General features: G+C 53.6%; 19 protein-coding genes. 11 read left to right on the top strand and 8 right to left on the bottom strand.

Going from position 1 to position 17409, the window contains the following annotated elements; genetic code table 11:
- Positions 1-191: 191 nt before the first annotated feature.
- The 3 genes from H650_RS20285 to H650_RS20275 are packed head-to-tail and all read right to left on the bottom strand — an operon-like array spanning position 192 to position 1945.
- Positions 192-500 carry a YciI family protein gene (locus H650_RS20285; protein WP_020456912.1) on the bottom strand — a complete coding sequence of 103 codons (309 nt, stop codon included), beginning with the start codon at positions 498-500 and terminating at the stop codon, positions 192-194.
- A 17-nt stretch (positions 501-517) separates the two neighbouring features.
- Positions 518-1144 carry an FMN-dependent NADH-azoreductase gene (locus tag H650_RS20280; protein WP_020456911.1) on the bottom strand — a complete coding sequence of 209 codons (627 nt, stop codon included), beginning with the start codon at positions 1142-1144 and terminating at the stop codon, positions 518-520.
- A gap of 27 nt (positions 1145-1171) precedes the next feature.
- Entirely contained in the window at positions 1172-1945 is a 774-nt protein-coding gene (locus H650_RS20275) for an alpha/beta fold hydrolase (protein WP_020456910.1), read from the bottom strand.
- 129 nt (positions 1946-2074) lie between these two features.
- Between H650_RS20275 and H650_RS20270 the strand changes: the two genes are divergently transcribed.
- The 3 genes from H650_RS20270 (at position 2075) to H650_RS20260 (ending at position 4700) form a co-directional block, all read left to right on the top strand.
- The gene (locus H650_RS20270) at positions 2075-3055 is read left to right on the top strand and encodes a GlxA family transcriptional regulator (RefSeq protein ID WP_020456909.1); all 981 of its coding nucleotides are present in this window, start codon (positions 2075-2077) and stop codon (positions 3053-3055) included.
- A gap of 142 nt (positions 3056-3197) precedes the next feature.
- Entirely contained in the window at positions 3198-3836 is a 639-nt protein-coding gene (locus H650_RS20265; RefSeq protein WP_020456908.1) for a DsbA family protein, read from the top strand.
- 12 nt (positions 3837-3848) lie between these two features.
- Positions 3849-4700, top strand: a complete 852-nt coding sequence (locus H650_RS20260) for a Vmh family MBL fold metallo-hydrolase (protein ID WP_020456907.1) — start codon at positions 3849-3851, stop codon at positions 4698-4700.
- Between the two features lie 303 nt (positions 4701-5003).
- Here the strand turns inward: H650_RS20260 and yjbE are convergent, their stop codons facing one another.
- Positions 5004-5252 carry an exopolysaccharide production protein YjbE gene (gene yjbE / locus H650_RS20255; RefSeq protein ID WP_020456906.1) on the bottom strand — a complete coding sequence of 83 codons (249 nt, stop codon included), beginning with the start codon at positions 5250-5252 and terminating at the stop codon, positions 5004-5006.
- Positions 5253-5554: 302 nt separating this feature from the next.
- Between yjbE and H650_RS20250 the strand changes: the two genes are divergently transcribed.
- On the top strand, positions 5555-6121 hold the full coding sequence (locus H650_RS20250) for a LuxR C-terminal-related transcriptional regulator (protein WP_020456905.1): 567 nt from the start codon (positions 5555-5557) through the stop codon (positions 6119-6121).
- Positions 6122-6592: 471 nt separating this feature from the next.
- Here the strand turns inward: H650_RS20250 and H650_RS20245 are convergent, their stop codons facing one another.
- On the bottom strand, positions 6593-7480 hold the full coding sequence (locus tag H650_RS20245; RefSeq protein ID WP_020456904.1) for a LysR family transcriptional regulator: 888 nt from the start codon (positions 7478-7480) through the stop codon (positions 6593-6595).
- 1361 nt (positions 7481-8841) lie between these two features.
- On the opposite strand from H650_RS20245, the gene H650_RS20235 reads away from it, so the two are divergent.
- The 3 genes from H650_RS20235 (at position 8842) to H650_RS25790 (ending at position 10158) form a co-directional block, all read left to right on the top strand.
- Complete coding sequence (locus H650_RS20235; RefSeq protein WP_020456902.1) at positions 8842-9321, top strand: hypothetical protein; 480 nt, start codon at positions 8842-8844, stop codon at positions 9319-9321.
- Positions 9322-9721: 400 nt separating this feature from the next.
- The gene (locus H650_RS20230; protein ID WP_020456901.1) at positions 9722-9955 is read left to right on the top strand and encodes a KTSC domain-containing protein; all 234 of its coding nucleotides are present in this window, start codon (positions 9722-9724) and stop codon (positions 9953-9955) included.
- 104 nt (positions 9956-10059) lie between these two features.
- Entirely contained in the window at positions 10060-10158 is a 99-nt protein-coding gene (locus H650_RS25790) for a YoaK family small membrane protein (protein WP_017455774.1), read from the top strand.
- Here H650_RS25790 and H650_RS20220 read toward each other — a convergent pair.
- Positions 10155-11396 (bottom strand): MFS transporter, encoded by a 1242-nt coding sequence (locus H650_RS20220; protein WP_020456900.1) that lies wholly within the window; start codon positions 11394-11396, stop codon positions 10155-10157. The genes H650_RS25790 and H650_RS20220 overlap by 4 nt on opposite strands.
- Positions 11397-11602: 206 nt before the next feature.
- On the opposite strand from H650_RS20220, the gene eitA reads away from it, so the two are divergent.
- Genes eitA through eitC form a run of 3 tightly spaced genes read left to right on the top strand, consistent with a single transcriptional unit; the run spans position 11603 to position 14399 of the window.
- Positions 11603-12607, top strand: coding sequence for a siderophore ABC transporter substrate-binding protein EitA (gene eitA / locus H650_RS20215; protein ID WP_020456899.1), 1005 nt, complete (start codon positions 11603-11605; stop codon positions 12605-12607).
- Positions 12604-13644: a FecCD family ABC transporter permease gene (locus H650_RS20210; RefSeq protein WP_020456898.1), complete on the top strand. Its 1041-nt coding sequence runs from the start codon at positions 12604-12606 to the stop codon at positions 13642-13644. The genes eitA and H650_RS20210 overlap by 4 nt, the downstream gene beginning before the upstream one ends.
- The gene (eitC, locus tag H650_RS20205) at positions 13641-14399 is read left to right on the top strand and encodes a siderophore ABC transporter ATP-binding protein EitC (RefSeq protein WP_020456897.1); all 759 of its coding nucleotides are present in this window, start codon (positions 13641-13643) and stop codon (positions 14397-14399) included. Before H650_RS20210 ends, eitC begins: the two co-directional genes overlap by 4 nt.
- A gap of 45 nt (positions 14400-14444) precedes the next feature.
- Here the strand turns inward: eitC and H650_RS20200 are convergent, their stop codons facing one another.
- Complete coding sequence (locus H650_RS20200) at positions 14445-14849, bottom strand: hypothetical protein (RefSeq protein WP_020456896.1); 405 nt, start codon at positions 14847-14849, stop codon at positions 14445-14447.
- 1 nt (position 14850) lies between these two features.
- Entirely contained in the window at positions 14851-16155 is a 1305-nt protein-coding gene (locus tag H650_RS20195; protein ID WP_020456895.1) for a hypothetical protein, read from the bottom strand.
- Between the two features lie 316 nt (positions 16156-16471).
- Here H650_RS20195 and H650_RS20190 point away from each other — a divergent pair, with 316 nt between their 5' ends.
- Positions 16472-17404 carry a nucleoside recognition domain-containing protein gene (locus H650_RS20190; RefSeq protein WP_020456894.1) on the top strand — a complete coding sequence of 311 codons (933 nt, stop codon included), beginning with the start codon at positions 16472-16474 and terminating at the stop codon, positions 17402-17404.
- Positions 17405-17409 lie beyond the last annotated feature (5 nt).

Genomic DNA, 17409 nt, shown 5'->3' with positions numbered 1-17409 from the left:
GGAGTGATACTTACGCAAACATGACGCGAAAATAATAATTTTGTCAGAAATGTCCCTGCCGCAACGCCATATGGCATGGGGCAGCGCGCCCGTCGCGCGGAAACCTGTCAGCGCGTACGCCATCCTGACTGGCCTGCAATGCGCAAGGGAGGCGGCTGAGCGCAGCCTCCCTGTTGCCGTTTTCGGTCAGGCTATAGCGCTTTTGCCTCCCCCGCCCATTCGCGCAGGAAATGCGCGGAGCAAAGAGCTGGCTCGATAACCGCAATATCGACGCTGACCAGGCCAAATTTAACAAAAGGATCGCGTTCTATGTCATTTTCCAGACTCTGGCTGTCGCTGGCCGTCGCCAGGATAAATCCACCCGGTTTATTTTGCAGCGGCCCGGCGAAAATAATATGCCCTTTTTTGATCATCTCGCCCAGCCACAATTTGTGCGCATCAACATACGCACCGAGAATATCCGGTTCACTGGCGTAAGTAAGCGTAATTGCATATAACATAATTTATTTTCCGCAGGTTAATGTAATGGCAGCGCAGCAATAATGTTATTAATTGCCGATCGCGCGGCGGCAATGTGCTGGTGTTTAATGTCATCCCCTTTCGAGGTACCTTCCGCGCGGATAATATGAATAGCGTCAATACCCAGAAAACCGAAAAAGGCACGCAGATATTTCTCCTGGAAATCCATGCCATCAAAAGGCGGCTGTAAATAAAAGCCGCCGCGGGCTGAAATAATCAACACCTGTTTTCCCTCCGCCAGCCCTACCGGCCCGGTGGCGGTGTACTGAAAGGTTTTTCCCGGTTGCGCAAGCCTGTCCAGCCAGGCTTTTAACTGACTGGAAACGGAGAAGTTATACATTGGCGCCGCGATAACAATCAGGTCATGCGCCAGGAATTCATCGACCAGTTGCTGTGAAATCTGGTGCTCCGGCTGCCTGTCGCTTGTCGGTTGACTACCGGGAACAACGCGAAATCCGGCGGCAATATCTGCGGTTAAATGGTTTATTTCGTCGCGAACCACATCGCGATAGGTTATTTCCGCTTGCGGATAATGCGCTTTTATTTCCCGCATAACATCAGCGGAAAGTGCGCGAGTGACGGAATGGTCACCCGAAATACTGGAATCAATATGCAGAATCTTCATCATACTCTCCGACAATAAACACAGCAGTTATTTAAAGGATTTAGCAGCAGTATCGATAAATTTCGCCACCGCTTCGGGTTGCGAAACCATAGACAAATGTGAACTGTTAACGCTATATACCGTGGCGTGGATCTGTCTGGCTATTTTCTGCTGAACGGCGGGTAACAAAGCATGATCGTTTTCGGTCAGCAAATACCAACTCGGTTTATTTTCCCAGGCGGCATGAGTGATTTTTCCCTGAAATGCCGCGAGGGCGATCGGTTGTGAAACCGCAGCCAGCGCCCGGACATTGCTGGTTGAAATATCGTTCGCCATCACCTGTTGAAACTGGCTGGCATCATCTAACCACACCAGCCCTTGCGCATCCGGCGTTAACCCTCTCATTGGCGCGTTAAGCCGCGCCAGTAAATCCGTCACCGATTCCCCCGTAGCCGGTGCCAGCGCCGAAAGGTAGACCAACCCCCGCACGTGGCTGTTATTACCAGCCTGGCTGATAACCGCACCGGCCCACGAATGACCGACCAGCAGCACATCGCCGTGCTGGCGTGCCAGCACACGCCCGGTGGCGGCGACATCATCATCCAGCGAGGTCAGCGGGTTTTGTACCGCCGAAACGTGGTAGCCCATGTTTTGTAAGCGCTCGGTCACGGCGGCCCAACTGGAGCCGTCCGTAAACGCGCCGTGTACCAACACAATATTTTTAATCGGCTGCGCGGCCACCTGCGCCGACATCACGCTCAACATGGCCGCACAAGATGCCGCCGTGATAAACCGTTTTCCTTTGCGAAAAGCGTCCCGCATGTTCTCTCCCGCCACGTATTGATGAAGTTATAAACACCATGCGCAGAGTGTAATCAGGGGTTTCTGGCGTGGTAAGATGGCGAACTTGACATTAAACAGGCAAAATCAGACATAACGCGGAGAACCACAATGCAGATAGCGATAATGGCCACGGCAGGCAGCATGATGTCTGCGATTAGCGGGCTTGCGGATATGTTCTGGATAACCAACCAGCTTCTGCCCGCCAGCATTGAAGCCAGCCGGTTCAGGATCGCCATTGTCAGCCCTGACGGGAAGCCGGTCGCGGACGCGCAAGGTCGCACGATTGCGGTGGATGGCGCGTTTGCCAGCATAACCGCGCCCGATGTGATTCTGGCCTGCGGCATGGCGCTTGGCGGCAATAAACTGCCTGCGCTGACCAGCCCGGAAGCCGTCGCGTGGTTGCGCCAACAGCATCAGCGCGGTGCGAAAATTGGCGGCGCCTGCGCCGGGGGGTATCTGCTGGGTGACGCCGGATTGCTGGATGGCAGAGAGTGCGCCACCACGTGGTGGCTGTATCCCACTTTCCGCGCCCGCTATCCGCGCGCCAAAATGGTGTGGGGCAAAGCGTTAATCGAAGAGCGCAACGTGATCACCACCGGCGGACCGCTATCGTGGGTGGATCTGGCGCTGCACATTATTCGCCAGCATGCCGGGGACGAAGTGGCAAGAATGGCAGCAGATATGACCGTTGCCGACAGCCAGCCAATCTCCCAGCAAATCTATGCGCCGCGCGGCTTTTTAAACACCATTGATCCGCTGTTACTGCGCGCCGAACAGCTTATCCGCTATGAAAATCCGGCCATCACCGTCGAAGCACTCGCCAGCGCGTTGAATCTCAGCCCGCGCACCTTGCACCGAAAACTGGCCGATTTAACCCACGAAAGCCCTAAACATTTTATTACGCGTGTGCGCATAGAATCAGCCTGCCTGCTGCTTGAAAACCCGTCAGCCAATATCAGGCACGTCGCCGCCGCGTGTGGCTATACGGAAGATACGGCGTTTCGCAAAGCCTTTAGCCAGCTCATCAACATGACACCTGCGCAGTACAAGCACTGGGCTGCCGCGCGAAACACGAAGCACGGGCATTAACGCCCCGCCGTTGCGGCATTTTTGTCGTCATGGCGGGGTTATCTGATCGTTTTACGAAACGCTGCATGTCCGGTTACGGGAATTCTCTTCACCGCCAATGTGCCTACAATGGGCGGCACCTGCACAACAAGAGAGAATAACCATGGTATTTCAGGCTGGGCTGTACTGGATAATCGATCCGCTCTGCGGCTGGAGTTATGGCGCACTGCCGCTGATTAACCGCACGGCTGAACACTTCACTGAACGACAACATATTTTGCCCGGCGGCCTGTTTATCGACGCGCAGCGCCGCCGCCTGGACGCCGACTGGCTGGCCCATGTGCACGAACATGATGATCGGATCGCGAAATTAACCGGTATGCCGTTTGGCCGTGCTTATAAAGAAGAGTTGCTCGCCCGCCACGGGTTGCTGCTCGACTCGCTACCGGCCACTCGCGGTTTGTTAGCCTTACAGCAATCTGGCGAACCGGCTGACGCACTGCACTTTCTTAACGCCATTCAGACAGCCTGGTATCGGGACGGCCGTGATATCACCCGCGATGAGGTGGTCAATGCGGTGATTCAGCACGCCACCGGTCTGCCTGTTGTCAACGGTCAGGTGGCGGAAAGCGAAGCCCGCGCCGCCATTCAATATGGCCGCATGGTCATGGCACAAGCCGCCGGAGCGGGTTTCCCCTGCGCCGTGTTGGTGCAGGAAGATGGCCGTTACACGCGGCTTCCGGTCGGCCAGTATTACGGCAATCCGGATGCATTTATGGCGCTCGTAAAAACATATCGTTAAAGGAACTCCACCATGAACCGTAAACTACCCGGCGTATTGCTGATGCTCGCCAGCGCCTCTTCTGTTGCCGCACCGTTACAAGTGCAGGTTTATAACCCGCAGGAAAAGGCGATTTTCGCCGTCTCATCCACGCTGGTTTCTGGTCCTACGGAAGCCATTTTGTTTGATGCGCAATTCAGCGTGAAAGATGGCGAAAAACTGGTGGAGATGATCAAAGCCAGCGGCAAAACGCTCAAGCAAGTGGTGATCACCTCCGGCGATCCGGATTTCTATTTTGGCCTTGAACCGATCGTTAAAGCCTGGCCGCAGGTCATGGTGGTTGCTTCGCCGGCGGTGGTGAAACATATCGAAGCGACAAAAGAGGCCAAGCTGGCGTACTGGGGACCGCAGATGAAGGACGGCGCGCCGCACACCTTAACCGTACCGACAGCGACCACGGCGACCCACTTTACTATCGATGGTGAAACGCTGGAGCTGCGCCATCCGCAAAGCTATGCGGCTTATGTCTGGATCCCGGCGAATAAAGCCATTCTCGGCGGCACGGCAATTTCCAGCGGCATCCACGTCTGGAGCGCCGATACGCAAACTCCGGCTGCACGTGCGCAGTGGCGTGACGTACTGGGCGAAATGCAGCGCCTGAAGCCGCAGCAGGTGATCCCCGGTCATTACCTGGGGGCGCGTCCCGCCGGTGAGCAGGCCATTACGTTTACCCTTAATTACCTCGATACCTTCGAGCAGGCGCTGAAAGCGAATAACACCTCGGCGGGCGTTATCAAAGCAATGAGCGCCGCTTATCCGAAGCTGGCAGAAGCGGGTTCACTGGAGCTGAGCGCAAAAGTGAACACCGGCGAAATGACGTGGTGATCGTCACGCGGAATCCTGATTTCCCAGGGCAGAATTTACGCATCATCTGCAATATTGTTCCGCACACGCCGGGCGCGGCGTGATGAATTAAACGCCGCGTCATGAACAAGATAAGGGGGGCCACTGCGTCCCCCTTATCCATTCCTGCAGCTCCCGCAACTCGCACTATGCTCACCTTCCGCGTGCCGATCGGCTGTCGGCTCGCGTCGGGATGACGCGTCCCCTCACACCTTCCGGTGCGATCAGACATTGTGTTTTAAATCCTCAAAAGCCCTGGCGTGGCGAATTAAAAAAGCGTCACCGTTAATTGGCAGGCGTAGTCGTCGTCGTTGTGCTGGTTGAGGTATTGCTGCCGTTATCTCCCCCGCCCATTGATAATAAAAGCAAACCGGCTACGGCAGAAACAACTGCCACGCCGGTGACGGCTGAACTGCCAACTGCATATTCCGCTGCATTCTCCCCGGCGGCTTTTCCTTCTTCTGCGGGCGCTGCGTAGCAAATTTCAGAAATAACAAATACGAAAGCGATAATAATGTATTTTAAAAGCACCATAATCCTGTCCTCATATTTATTTGGGATCATCTGCACTTTAAATCGCCATCGCAAAAACGGATCGCAAAATAGGACATTCCTCGACAATATGAAAACAAATGGGAGATTCCTCAGCGAAACCAAATTATCTCAACGGATGCACATTTCGCTTAAAAATAAAAATAAGATAATCCTCAGTTAACAATTTTTTAGCAGTATGATAGAGATCAAAGAAGACATAGAAGAACACCACAAAGGATTGAGAAAAATTTCAAACTGCAAATTTTACACACGCACATCCAGACGCTCCAGGAGGGTGTAATATGGAAAGAAAAATAGATGTCATATTATGCAAAATCACCTGCTCTTATACCAAAAAAGGCATCACGCAATTAGTTAATGAAATCAGAAACGGCAGTGGTTTGCACATTGGAATTAACTTTACAGCTCCTTATTCTGGCCGGGGAACATTAGTGGTAACCAAAGGTAATTTTATACCCTTTACGTTGGCACATACACCTATGATTGTGATACCCGATAAAGTTCCGGTCAGCGTTTTAATGGACATATTAACCGAATTTGTTTACGGAAGAGTCAGCCAGCATGTTAAGACGATCCGTCTGGGAAGGCGCGAAATTGCGATTCTTAAAGAGATGATTTTCGAAAAAAGTGACGAGGAGATTTCAACGCTATTAAACATCAATAAAAAAACCGTTTCATCGCACAAGGACAACATAAAAAAGAAAATCTCCGCGAGTACAAAGATTGACATTTTCTATGCGTTTAGCATTTTTTCCTTTACCGACTCCACATTAAATGAGAGTACGAGTGAAGATCCACTTTTTATGCCGCCGGGCGAGCAAATAAATAGAATGGTCGCTTACGGCTAAGAAAGAAAAATAACTACAACACTCAGCAAAATAAAAACCAGGACGCAACATGAAATTGCCTTTTTATCCCATCGATAAAAAGGCAATTCACATTAAATACCGTTAAGTCTTCTTGCCGTATTTACGCGGTTGACCCACTTTTCTTGAGCGTACAAGTCGAAAGTGCCTGTAAAAAGAATACGCGATAACGATCAGCAGCACGCCTATCAAGGCCAGGTTCATCATCACCATTTTAGTTTCACTCACAACGGGCGGGCTTTCATTTAACCGATAAATAACCGCAGCCGTCAATAGCTGACCAAAAAATAAGACTGGCCTCAACAGCACAAATAATTAAATGCTAATGATGAGATTAAACCTAAGGAAAACAATGGCGCTGCCGCGCATTGCCAGCACGAGTACGCAACACCGCTATTATCTTTAGATTTTTCATCGTTATTACCCGGCGAATTCCCCACATAAAATGGCTATTTATTCTGGCACGCTGGTTAACTGCTGGCGGATAGCATCAATAAACAACCGCAGCGCGGCGTGTTGATGTTCCCGAGACTGATACAGGCCATAAATCCCCAATCGTTGCGGTTCGAGATCGGGTAACACCCTGACCAGTTGGCCATTATTCAGCGCCTCCTGCGCTTCCCGTTCCGGCACCAGCGCCAGCCCGCACCCGGCAATCGCCGCATCGCGCAGCACCGCCGAGATCCCCGCGCTCAGATTACCGTTCGCCATCACTTGCCACGTGTTTTGTGCGCTGTCGGTGAAGTGCCACGACTGCCCGGCGAAACCGCTATAGTGAAGACAATTGTGGTGCTCAAGCTCGTGTACCGTGTGCGGAGTACCGTGCAGACGCAGGTAATCCGCCGATGCGCAAAGTACCGAGCGGCACTCGCCGAGACGGGTGGCTATCGCCCCTGCTTCCGGGTTATTGGTGATGCGAATCGCCAAATCGATGCGTTCACCAATCAGGTTGACCGGGTGGTTTCCCACTTCGACTTCGATTCTTAACGCCGGGTAACGCGCCAGAAAATCCGGCAGTACCGGCCCGATAATGTGGCTGGCCGTGAAGTGGGCACAGGCGACACGCAATGTGCCGGAGGGTGTTTCCCGCGTCGATTGCCCTTCGATATCGCCAAACAGCGGCGCGAGTTGCCGCGTCTTTAGTAGCGTATTTTCCCCGGCAGGCGTAAGCGTCAGGCGGCGAGACGAACGATGAATAAGCCGGGCGCCCGCCCATTTTTCCATCTCATCAAGGTAGCGGCTAACCATCGGGCGAGAAATACCCAGCGCCCGCGCAGCGGCGCTCAGGCTTCCCAGCTCGCAGATGCGATTAAACACCACCACCGCCATCACTCTGTCCATCTGTTCACCTGTTCGGTTTGTGAAACGTAACGCGCATTGTTTCAGAAATGTGCCAGGCAAAACAGCCTTCCTCGCATACCTTGTGTTTTGAGTACCGCGCGCGCTTCCCGCTTTTTGTGTAAGTCCGCGTTCTGTGACGCTGCCGTTTTAACGTCACATGGTGATGAAATGGCTGTCATGCCAACGAAGGCGCATGACATCTGGCGATTTTTCAACCAACAATGTCAGTCCTTTGCGCACGATGTTACTCATCGGTGTACTGCGCTTTACGACACCTTCTTATCTTCGCGCCTGCAATTTATGCATAAAGTTTACAGGCGGTGTGCCGTTAGTCATATCGGTGGGCCAATGCTTTGGCAATGCAAATACCTGAATGTGTTTTGAGCGGGAAACCGTGGATGAGAAAAATGATACGAAAAATATTGTTACTGCTGTCTGTTTTATCGATTGGCTATTACGCCTACTCATATTCTACGGTAATGGCAGATTTACCTTTCACGTACCAGGTGCAGAATGTCTTCACAATAGTCATGTGCTCGGTGTTTGCAGCACTGTTATTTGTATCAAACAATAAAGAACTATTGTTTTTGCTAAATCGTTACTATTGCTCATTCAGCATAAGAAAAACAAACGATAGCGATAACTACACCATTTTATTCTGTTTCATGTTTCTGTCTTACGCGCACTATTATCTTTCCAGCCTGTTCTTCAGGTTAATACTGGATGTAATAGTAAAAATCAGCTCACTGGACTCCTTCCTGGCGATCAATATTTACACTTCACTGTTATTTGCAGCAAACTGTTTATTGTTTGTGGTTTACGCAATCCCTGTTGTGCGGGCACTTATAAAGCGGAACGCTGAAAAAACGTCTGTAGTTTCTACCCAACAGGACGAATAAACAGACCTGCGATGCAACGATCGCTCCTTTGCAGCCCATAAAAAACTGGCGCGAGTTCGCCAGCACTTTTTTGTTAGCCGGGGTGCCATTTCAATATTTTTTCACTTCTATTCAGTAAGTTACCTACATTCTGACCGTTTGGATTATGTTTGTGCTTTCCGCGCACGCGCAGAGTTATGCAATCAAATGGATACGTTACCCTCCCCGGATAAAAGGTCTACGCCAAAAACCCGATTTGTTTTTTTATTTCCACCGTTATCTTTAAGTGATTATCGGATGAACACAAGGTAGCGGATAATATTTAAATCAGCTCAAATGGGTTGATATAAATATGACGTCACTATACCGACCGTTTATCTCCAGTGAGAGGCGCGTTGTTTTTTTTGATGCGCATCCGATAACCAAAATTAAATACCAGCAGTGCACGATAAACACCCATCGTAATCATGAGGAGATAAAGAGATGCCATCTATTTATTATCGCGGTGATAACCGTGTTATTTCAGAAATACAAAAAACCGGGTTCCAACCGCGCATTGAATCGTGCCGCGGGCGAACTCCAGCCCAGGCAATTGCCTATATTCAGCAGCTTATTGTCACCAACGGTTTTAAAAACCTTGTGGATATTGGCGGTTACATCATAAGTAATTCTAAAGGGGATTCTGTCTCGACCTCCTGTATTGAAGATGGCGCTTCTTATGGCAAACATAAATATCGCATCACCGCCCCGAAGAGTGCGCTGTTTTTTGAATTTAATCTCGACGGCAGCGTGGGAGCACAACTGCCCGATCAAGGGCATATGTATGGACGCAAGCCGTACTATATTTTAACCGACGCGAACCCTGACTTAAGCCAATACGTTATTGTTGGCACCAGAACAGCCACGCAGGAAGCCACCTTTTTTACTGATATACCCAGCGACTGGATCTCGTTACTCAGCTAACCGGATCGTGCAGCCCGGCTCGACGCGAAACAGTGCTCTCCTGTTTAGTGAGGGCACCGCTTAGGCATGAATTACCCCATGACATCACTGTGCCAGGTTTCCCTTTTCGTTAATCCGCACCATGGCATTCTGCGCACCGGTTTGCCGCGCTGAACAGCGAATAAGTGCATGTCACAGCCGGACGGCTGCGATCATGCTGTGCAACGTCCTGCCGGCGTCTGATTCACACCGTGAAACGACGCGCAATGCGCATCCCGTTCTGTGCCTGCCCCCCCTTTTAGTAAACGCTGGTTAAACGGCACGCCGCTAAATCCCTGGCCGCAGTGTAAATTTTCCGCGTCCACTGCCGATAGCAATAGCAGAAGTGCCACTTTGACATTGACGTTGAGCAGAACACATTATGAAAAGACATCCCCTTTCCTGCCGCGCGCTGCGCGCCGCCGGATACGATCCAAACTCCTGCGTACTTGAGCTTGAACACAGCAACGGCCGGGTTGAGCAATATCTTGGCGTGCCCCCCAAAACCTGGCAGGCATTTTTGATGAGCCACGAGCAGGAAAACTATTTTCGCGAGCATATCGCCAGTAGCTACCTGAAAATTACCGTCGAGCAGGCAAATCGCAGCCGTTTTTAACCGCTGATGCGGTAATTTTTTGCCCGCGTTTGTGCTAACGTTGTCTGCCCGCAGACGATGCGGTTTGGTGCGTGTTCATGCTGGCGACAGCGTAACGAGGTGTTATGAGAATTGGTATTGCGTTTCCTATCCTGGTTTTTATTGTCGCCGTCGCCTTTCTGACGTGGTTTATCGCTGGCGGTTACGCCACGCCAGGCAGCTAACGCCCGGCGTGTTGCGCCATCGGGCGACAGATAAATATCATGGCCAGTGCGCTGAGCAACGGGATCAGCGCCAGCCACAACCAGGCGATACTCGCTGCCGCAGAAGGGGTCAGCGCGTTATCCAGTTGCCCACCTAACAGGAAGTTTCCCGCAAGCACCGTCACGCCCCCCATCGACGCCAGTGCGCCATAATGCGCGCCGAGGTTCTGGTTATCCGCGAACCATGGCACCAGATCTTTCCCCACCGGAACAATCAGCATTTGCCCGAGCGTTAATAGCGTCACCATGCAGGCGGCGGGTACATAGCGCTGCCAGGTTTCCGGTGCCGGCGTCGCGGCAAACAGTGCAACGCTGATAAATGACGCAGCCAGTAGCGCAAACCCCACCGGCAACATGCGTGCCGCGCCAACACGGCGGGCAAGCCGCGCCAGCGGCATCTGTAACGTGATGATGAGCACCGACGCCAGCATAAAGAGCGGGCCGAGGGTTTTCTCGCTGCTGCCCGAGCGGCTCAGCTCAACCGGCAACGCCAGGTAAAGCTGGTTATAGCTGAACAGATAAGCACTGTAGGCCACCATAAACGCGACAAAACGCGGTTTGCGAAAAGTTTTCCACCACGGTAGCACATGCAGCGTTTCCGTTTTCCCGTTGCCACCCGGCAGACAGAAAAAGAGCACCAGCAGCGCAACCATAAACACGCCCGCTCCGGCCAGCGCCACGCGCTGGAAACCAAAACCGGCAAGCAGCGAACCCAGCAGCGGCCCGAGCACCGTGCCCAATTCGCCGCAAATGGCGAACAGCGCGAACCACTCAGCGCGGCTGCGCTTTCCCGCTTTTTCACTCTGCGTGCCCGCTTTCGCCAGCAGCGCTTCGATGGACGGGGAAAACAGCGCCCCGCCAACGCCGGTTAAACAGGCGCCCAGTACCACCGGCAGCAGCTCCCCGCCAAACGCCAGCAGCAGATACCCGCTGATACGCACCACGCAGCCGCACAGAATAATGATCCTTGCGCCAAAGCGGTCGGATAACGCGCCGCCTAATAAAAACATGCCCTGCTGAGAGAAAGTGCGCAGACCGATGATCAAGCCAATCAACGAGCCAGAAAGCAGCAAATCGTCGCGCAGATAGATCGCCAGAAACGGCACCACCGCATAAAAACCGATATTAAAAATCAGCTGGCTACCGGCGAGCAGATACGGCGAGGTCACTTTCGACGGGGCAGAAATTTGGGCAAGCATGAAGGATCCAGGTCAGCAAAACGCGCAAGGGTCTTTAATACCGGGGAAATTTCCTGCTGGCAACTCTCTTTAAACACACATTGAAAACAAGGTGTTCATTGATAATCCCCCATATTGACAAGGCCCATGCCGCTCGGTATAAGAGCCGCCATAAGAATGATTTGCATTTACAAAACTAATACTTTCTCAAGGTCATGATGATGCCAATGTTTAAAAAATCGTTGTTTGCACTGGGGATGTTGTTTGCGGGTTCCGCTCTGGCGCAAGCCACCCATTATCCGCTGACCATTGAAAACTGCGGAGTGCAGGTTACGTTCGACAAAGCGCCGCAGCGCGTGGTGGCGCTGGGGCAGAACACGGCAGAAATCATGCTGCTGCTTGGTTTGCAGGACAAAATGGTGGCCAGCGCGTTCTGGCCGACCAAAGTGCTGCCGCAGCTTGCCGCGCAGAATGCCAAAGTGAAAGTGCTGACGGTCGAGATCCCAACGCTTGAGTCGATCATTGCCCAGGAGCCCGATTTCGTGGCCGCCCAGTTGCCGATCCTGCTGGGGCCGGACAGCAAAGTGGCGAAGCGCGAAGATTTGTCCGCCATTGGCGCAAACAGTTATCTCTCACCGGGAGTCTGCGCAACCAAACAGGATAACGGCGATATTTACGGTAGCCGCCATACCCTGTGGAACCCGTCGCTGCTTTATAAAGAGATCAGCGATCTGGCCGAAATTTTCGATGTACAGGATCGCGGCGAGAAGCTGATTGCCGGGTTTAAACAGCGCGAAGAGGCGCTGCGCAGTAAGTTCGGCCACGGCAAGAAAAACCTGTCGTTTGTCTTCTGGTTCTCCAGCGCCTCGCCCTCGGCGGATGCCTATGTCGGCGGCAAGAATAGCGCTTCCGGTTATATCGCCAGCCTGCTTGGCGGGCACAGCGCTATCACCTCGGAAAGCGAGTGGCCGACACTCAGTTGGGAAAGCATTATTGCTTCTAACCCGGATGTGATTGTTGTCTCCAGTCTCGATCGTAACCGCTGGGCGCTGGACAGCGCGGAAGAGAAGATCAAATTCCTGAAAAGCGATCCGGCGGTCAGCCAGCTTGAGGCGGTGAAAAAAGGCCATATCGTGGTGATGGACGGCCAGGCGATGAACCCGACCATCCGTACGTTCTACGGCGCAGAACAAGTGGGCGCACAACTGGAGAAGTTGGGGCTGGATAAATGACCACGCCCTCCCCGGCACTGCTTAAAAAAACGCAGCACGCGGTACTCTTGTTGTTATCGCTGGTGCTGCTCGCACTGGTGATTGCTGTCAGCGTCGGCGTCGGCGAACTGGCGATTCCGCTGAGAACCACCTTTTACGCCGTCAGCAATAAACTGGGGCTGACCAGTGAGCCGCTAAACCGTATCCACGAAACGGTGATTTGGGACTTCCGCCTAAGCCGCGCACTGGTTGCCGCCTGCTGCGGCGCCGGGTTAGCGATTTGCGGCGCGGTGCTGCAAAGCCTGCTGAAAAACGCGCTGGCAGAACCTTATGTGCTGGGCGTGTCCGCCGGGGCATCCACCGGCGCGGTATCGGTGGTGGTGTTAGGTCTCGGCGCAGGCGCGGTGTCGCTCTCTGCCGGGGCATTTGTTGGCGCGTTTGCCGCCTTTTTGTTTGTCGCCGTGCTGACTAACGGCGCGCGCGGCGGTAACGAACGCACCATTCTCGCCGGGGTCGCGGCGTCCCAGCTTTTCAACGCCATCACCGCATACAGCATCAGCACCTCCGCCAGCGCGCAGCAAGCGCGGGATGTGATGTTCTGGCTGCTGGGCAGTTTCAGCGGCGTGCGCTGGCCGGAATTCCAGCTGGTGTTAGTCGTGGTTATCGTTGGTCTGCTGGCGTGCCTGTATCACGCCAAAGCGCTGGACGCTTTTACCTTTGGCGATGACGCTGCCGCCTCGCTGGGCATTCCGGTAGGTGCGGTACGCTTGATTCTCTTTTCCGTTACCGCACTGATCACCGCCACCATTGTCAGCATGGCGGGTTCCATTGGCTTTGTGGGTCTTGTGGTGCCGCATGTGATGCGCTATTTCATCGGGCCGCTGCACCGCCAGTTACTGGTAGCGTGTGCGATGGCCGGTGCGATTTTGATGGTGCTGGCGGATATTGCCTCGCGCACGCTGATTGCGCCGCAAAGCCTGCCGGTTGGCGTGGTTACCGCGCTGGTGGGCGTGCCGTTCTTCGCGGTTATTCTCTATCGCTCAAGGAAATTCGCATGAGTATCAGCGCCAAAAATCTCTGCTGGCGGGCAGGGAAAAAAACCATTGTCGATAACGTCTCGCTTGAGGTAGCAAAGGGCCAGACGCTGGGCCTGCTGGGGCCGAATGGTTCAGGGAAATCCTCGCTACTGCGCATTCTGGCCGGCCTGCGCCGCCCGGATGACGGCAGCGTGATGCTGGATGGCCGCGATGTCGCAACGCTGAGAAAAAAAGCGCTGGCGCAGCGGGTGGCGTTTGTTGAGCAGCATGCGGCGACGGAAGCCAACATTCGCGTGCGCGATGTGGTGAAACTGGGGCGCATTCCGCACCACTCGCCGTTTAGCCCGTGGTCGCACAGTGATGATGAGATAGTCACGGCGGCGCTTGATCGCGTGGGCATGCTTGAACACAGCGAACAGGGCTGGCAAAGCCTCTCCGGCGGCGAACGTCAGCGGGTGCATATTGCCCGTGCGCTGGCGCAAGCGCCGAGCGAAATTTTGCTCGACGAGCCTACCAACCATCTCGACATTCATCATCAAATGCAGTTAATGCGCCTTATCAGCGAACTGCCGGTAACCAGCATTGTCGCGATCCATGATTTGAACCACGCGGCCATGTTCTGCGATGCGCTGATCGTGATGCAAAAAGGGCAGATTGTGGCGCGCGGCACGCCGGACGAGGTGCTCACGGAAGCGATGCTGGCCGAGGTGTTTCAGGTGCGGGCACGCATTGAGATCTCACCCGATCATGGCAAAAAGCATATTCACTTTTTATGAACGCCATTGCGCCAGAACGCGGCACGGTTCTGGCGCAAAACAGGTTTACAGATCGATAACGTTGCGGCTGTCCTGCAATGTCGCATGTAACGATTTCAGCGACACCACCGAAGATTGCTGGGTGATGGCCACAATCGCGCCTAACGATTTATCTAACAGGTCCAGATTGTTCGTTTCCAGCGCTTTGTCCAGCACGGCAAACGTCTGGGTAAGCGAGGTCTGGCGCAGCGCGAAATCCTGATTCAACGCCTCCAATAGCACCTCTTTTTGCGCCTGAATCCGCGCAATTTGCACATCGGTTTCCCTGGTGATTTGATGGCGAGCCGTTTCCTGCTCCGCACGGTATTTTTGTAAATCACGCCAGGCGTCAAAAATCTCTTTCGCCGCCGAGGCCGCTTGTAACGGCGACGCTTTTGCCGCCACTTTCGAGGCGTTAAACAGTGCTTTCATATTATGCCCACCAGAATAAATAAGCTGCGTATCCCATCACGGCCAGAATGCCCGTCCCCACCAGCCCTGAGCTGTCAAAATTAAACAGACGACCTAACGCCCCGGAAAAGCCAGTGAAACTGAACAAAAAGGCAACAAGCGAGGTGTAAGTCCACTCAATGCTGTGCAGGTAATACCCCAGCGCGCCAAAAAGAAGGCACAGCACGATCCACACCAGAAACGAAGGTTCATCATCATCGGCAGTTGCCTTGCGCCGCTGGCTGTCTGCCAGCCAGAAATAGAGCGCGCTCTGCTCGCCAGGTGCGAGAGAAGAGACATCGCTGGTCGTGGTCATGTGATCATTTGCGGCGATCAGGTTTGTCACCAGCGTATTCACACGCTCCTCGGTGAAGGCCTGCGCATGGGAAACCACCGTCACGGATTCCTGCGTTGGGCTATTCTGATCATCCACCAGACGTATTGCCAGCAACTGTTTCATCGCTTTTACCAGCAGTACGGTCTGGAGTTTCAGGAAAACGACACGCTCGTGCGCAACGTTAGTTGAGAGTGCCTGATCCAGCATCTGGTAACTTGTTTTCAGGCGCTGAGCAATACCTTCAATGGTCGAGGCATACAGCGAAATATGCTGGTTAATGGCCTGCGCTACTTCGATTACCGCATTGATTTTTGCCACTTCCTTGTTAACCGCACTGCGATATTCATACGCTTCGGTCAGTTTTTTTTCCGCATTCTGGCTGTATTTCAGCATCGCGAAAATGGCGACCGGAGCCAGCACAATGCCGCCCAGTACCATGGTGCCACCGGCGATCCCTGCGCCACCGGCCGAAAGCGCACCGCCGCCAAACCAGGCCAGCGTGGCGTTACTGGCGGCAGCGCCGGAAAGCGACGCGATCGCAGTGCCGGTAGAGGCCGCGCCGAATGTCGAAACCGCGCTCATCGAGCCGAGGGCGAGCGCCGCGCCGGTCGCTGTCCCTTTCACCCCGGTACCAATGATTTCGGTCATTTTTACCGACTGGGTTTGCAACTGCGGCGCGTCGTAGCGGGCAAAATTATCTAACACATCCTGTGAGACTTTGGTCTCCAGCCGGTTAACTTTTTGGCACTTCTCCAGCACCGACAAGGCCTCAGGGATAATGACATCCGCATAGCGTTGCTTCTGATCGAGCAGCGTGTTGATGAGCGTTGACGATGTATTTCTGGCTTCTTCCAGCCCCTCTTCCGCCAGCCGCGCTTTAAAACGCGCATTCACCACAATCTCTTCTGCTTCTTTTTTTTGCTTGTGTGCTTTAAAAATATTCAGTCCCATCGGTAACCTCGAATCATCCCACTGTGTTCCAGGCATAAAATTGGGTTATCGGCATAATCGGCTGAACGTTAAGTGAAATTTTCCCGACACCGACCACTGCTATGCCGACCGTTCTTTTTATTGCGCGGCCTATCTCTTTGTATTTGTTGCAGAATGCCACGTTTCGCGGGGCTTTATTGCGCCACCTACCAGATCACGTAGCTCGGGTAAAACTGGCGACTCTGCAAAGAAAATAAGTAAATACAATGGGGTGAAAGCGGCGGCCAAACCGTTGCCGGGTGTACTATAGCGGTGAAAACATTCACCGGAGTCAGTAATGAATATCATTGAAATCATCATGTCGGCGGGCAAGGTTTCCGTAGATGTTGCGCTGTATACCTTGCTGCCCATCATGGTGGTGATGCTCATCATGATGAAATACCTGGAGGAGAAAGGGGTTTTAGATGGCATCGTGCGCCTTACCTCCCCCGTTCTGAAACCTTTTGGTATCAGCGGAATGGGGATTTTCGCCCTTATCCAGCTTAACTTTGTCAGTTTCGCCGCGCCTCTCGCCGCCCTGGCGATTATGGAAAGAAGAGGCACCTCCGACCGCCATCTCGCCGCCACGCTGGCCATGTTGTTCGCCATGGGTCAGGCCAACGTCTTTTACCCGCTAACGCCGTTCGGCCTGCACTGGGGGATGGCGATTGTGATTTCGCTTATCGGCGGGCTTGCCGCCTCCACGCTGACCTATTATGTGTCGGGGCGAAAACTCTCCGCTGCCAGCCTGCGCGACGAAGAGGGCGAATTGCACCAGGATAAACCGCGCGCGGGTTTGATTGCGGTGATTAACGGCGCAGGGGCAGATGCCATCCGCTTGTCGCTGGGTTCACTACCGATGCTGCTGCTGTCGTTAACGGTGGTGGGGTTACTGAAAGCCGCGGGCGTAGTGGAAGCCTTAACCACGCTGCTCACGCCGCTGCTGTCGTTTTTCCATATTTCGACGGTGTATGTGTTGCTGGCGTTAACCAAATGTCTGGCGGGCGGGACGGCGTATTTTGGCGTGGCATCCGAAATGGTGCAGCACGGGCAGTTAACGGCTGAGCAAATCAACGCCTCGGCGGGTTTTCTGGTGCAGACGCTGGACTTGCCCGGTATCGGCATCTTTCTCGGCATCGCCAGCCGCTTTGTGCGTCTGTTCCGCTTTGCGCTGCCGGGCGCGATTGTCGGGATACTGGTGCGCACCGTCTTGCATACGGTGATGTTTTAAGCGTA

It is taken from the genome of Enterobacter sp. R4-368 (assembly GCF_000410515.1).
In the GTDB taxonomy this organism is placed as follows: Bacteria; Pseudomonadota; Gammaproteobacteria; order Enterobacterales; family Enterobacteriaceae; genus Kosakonia.
This window is presented reverse-complemented; position numbering and strand designations above follow the sequence as displayed.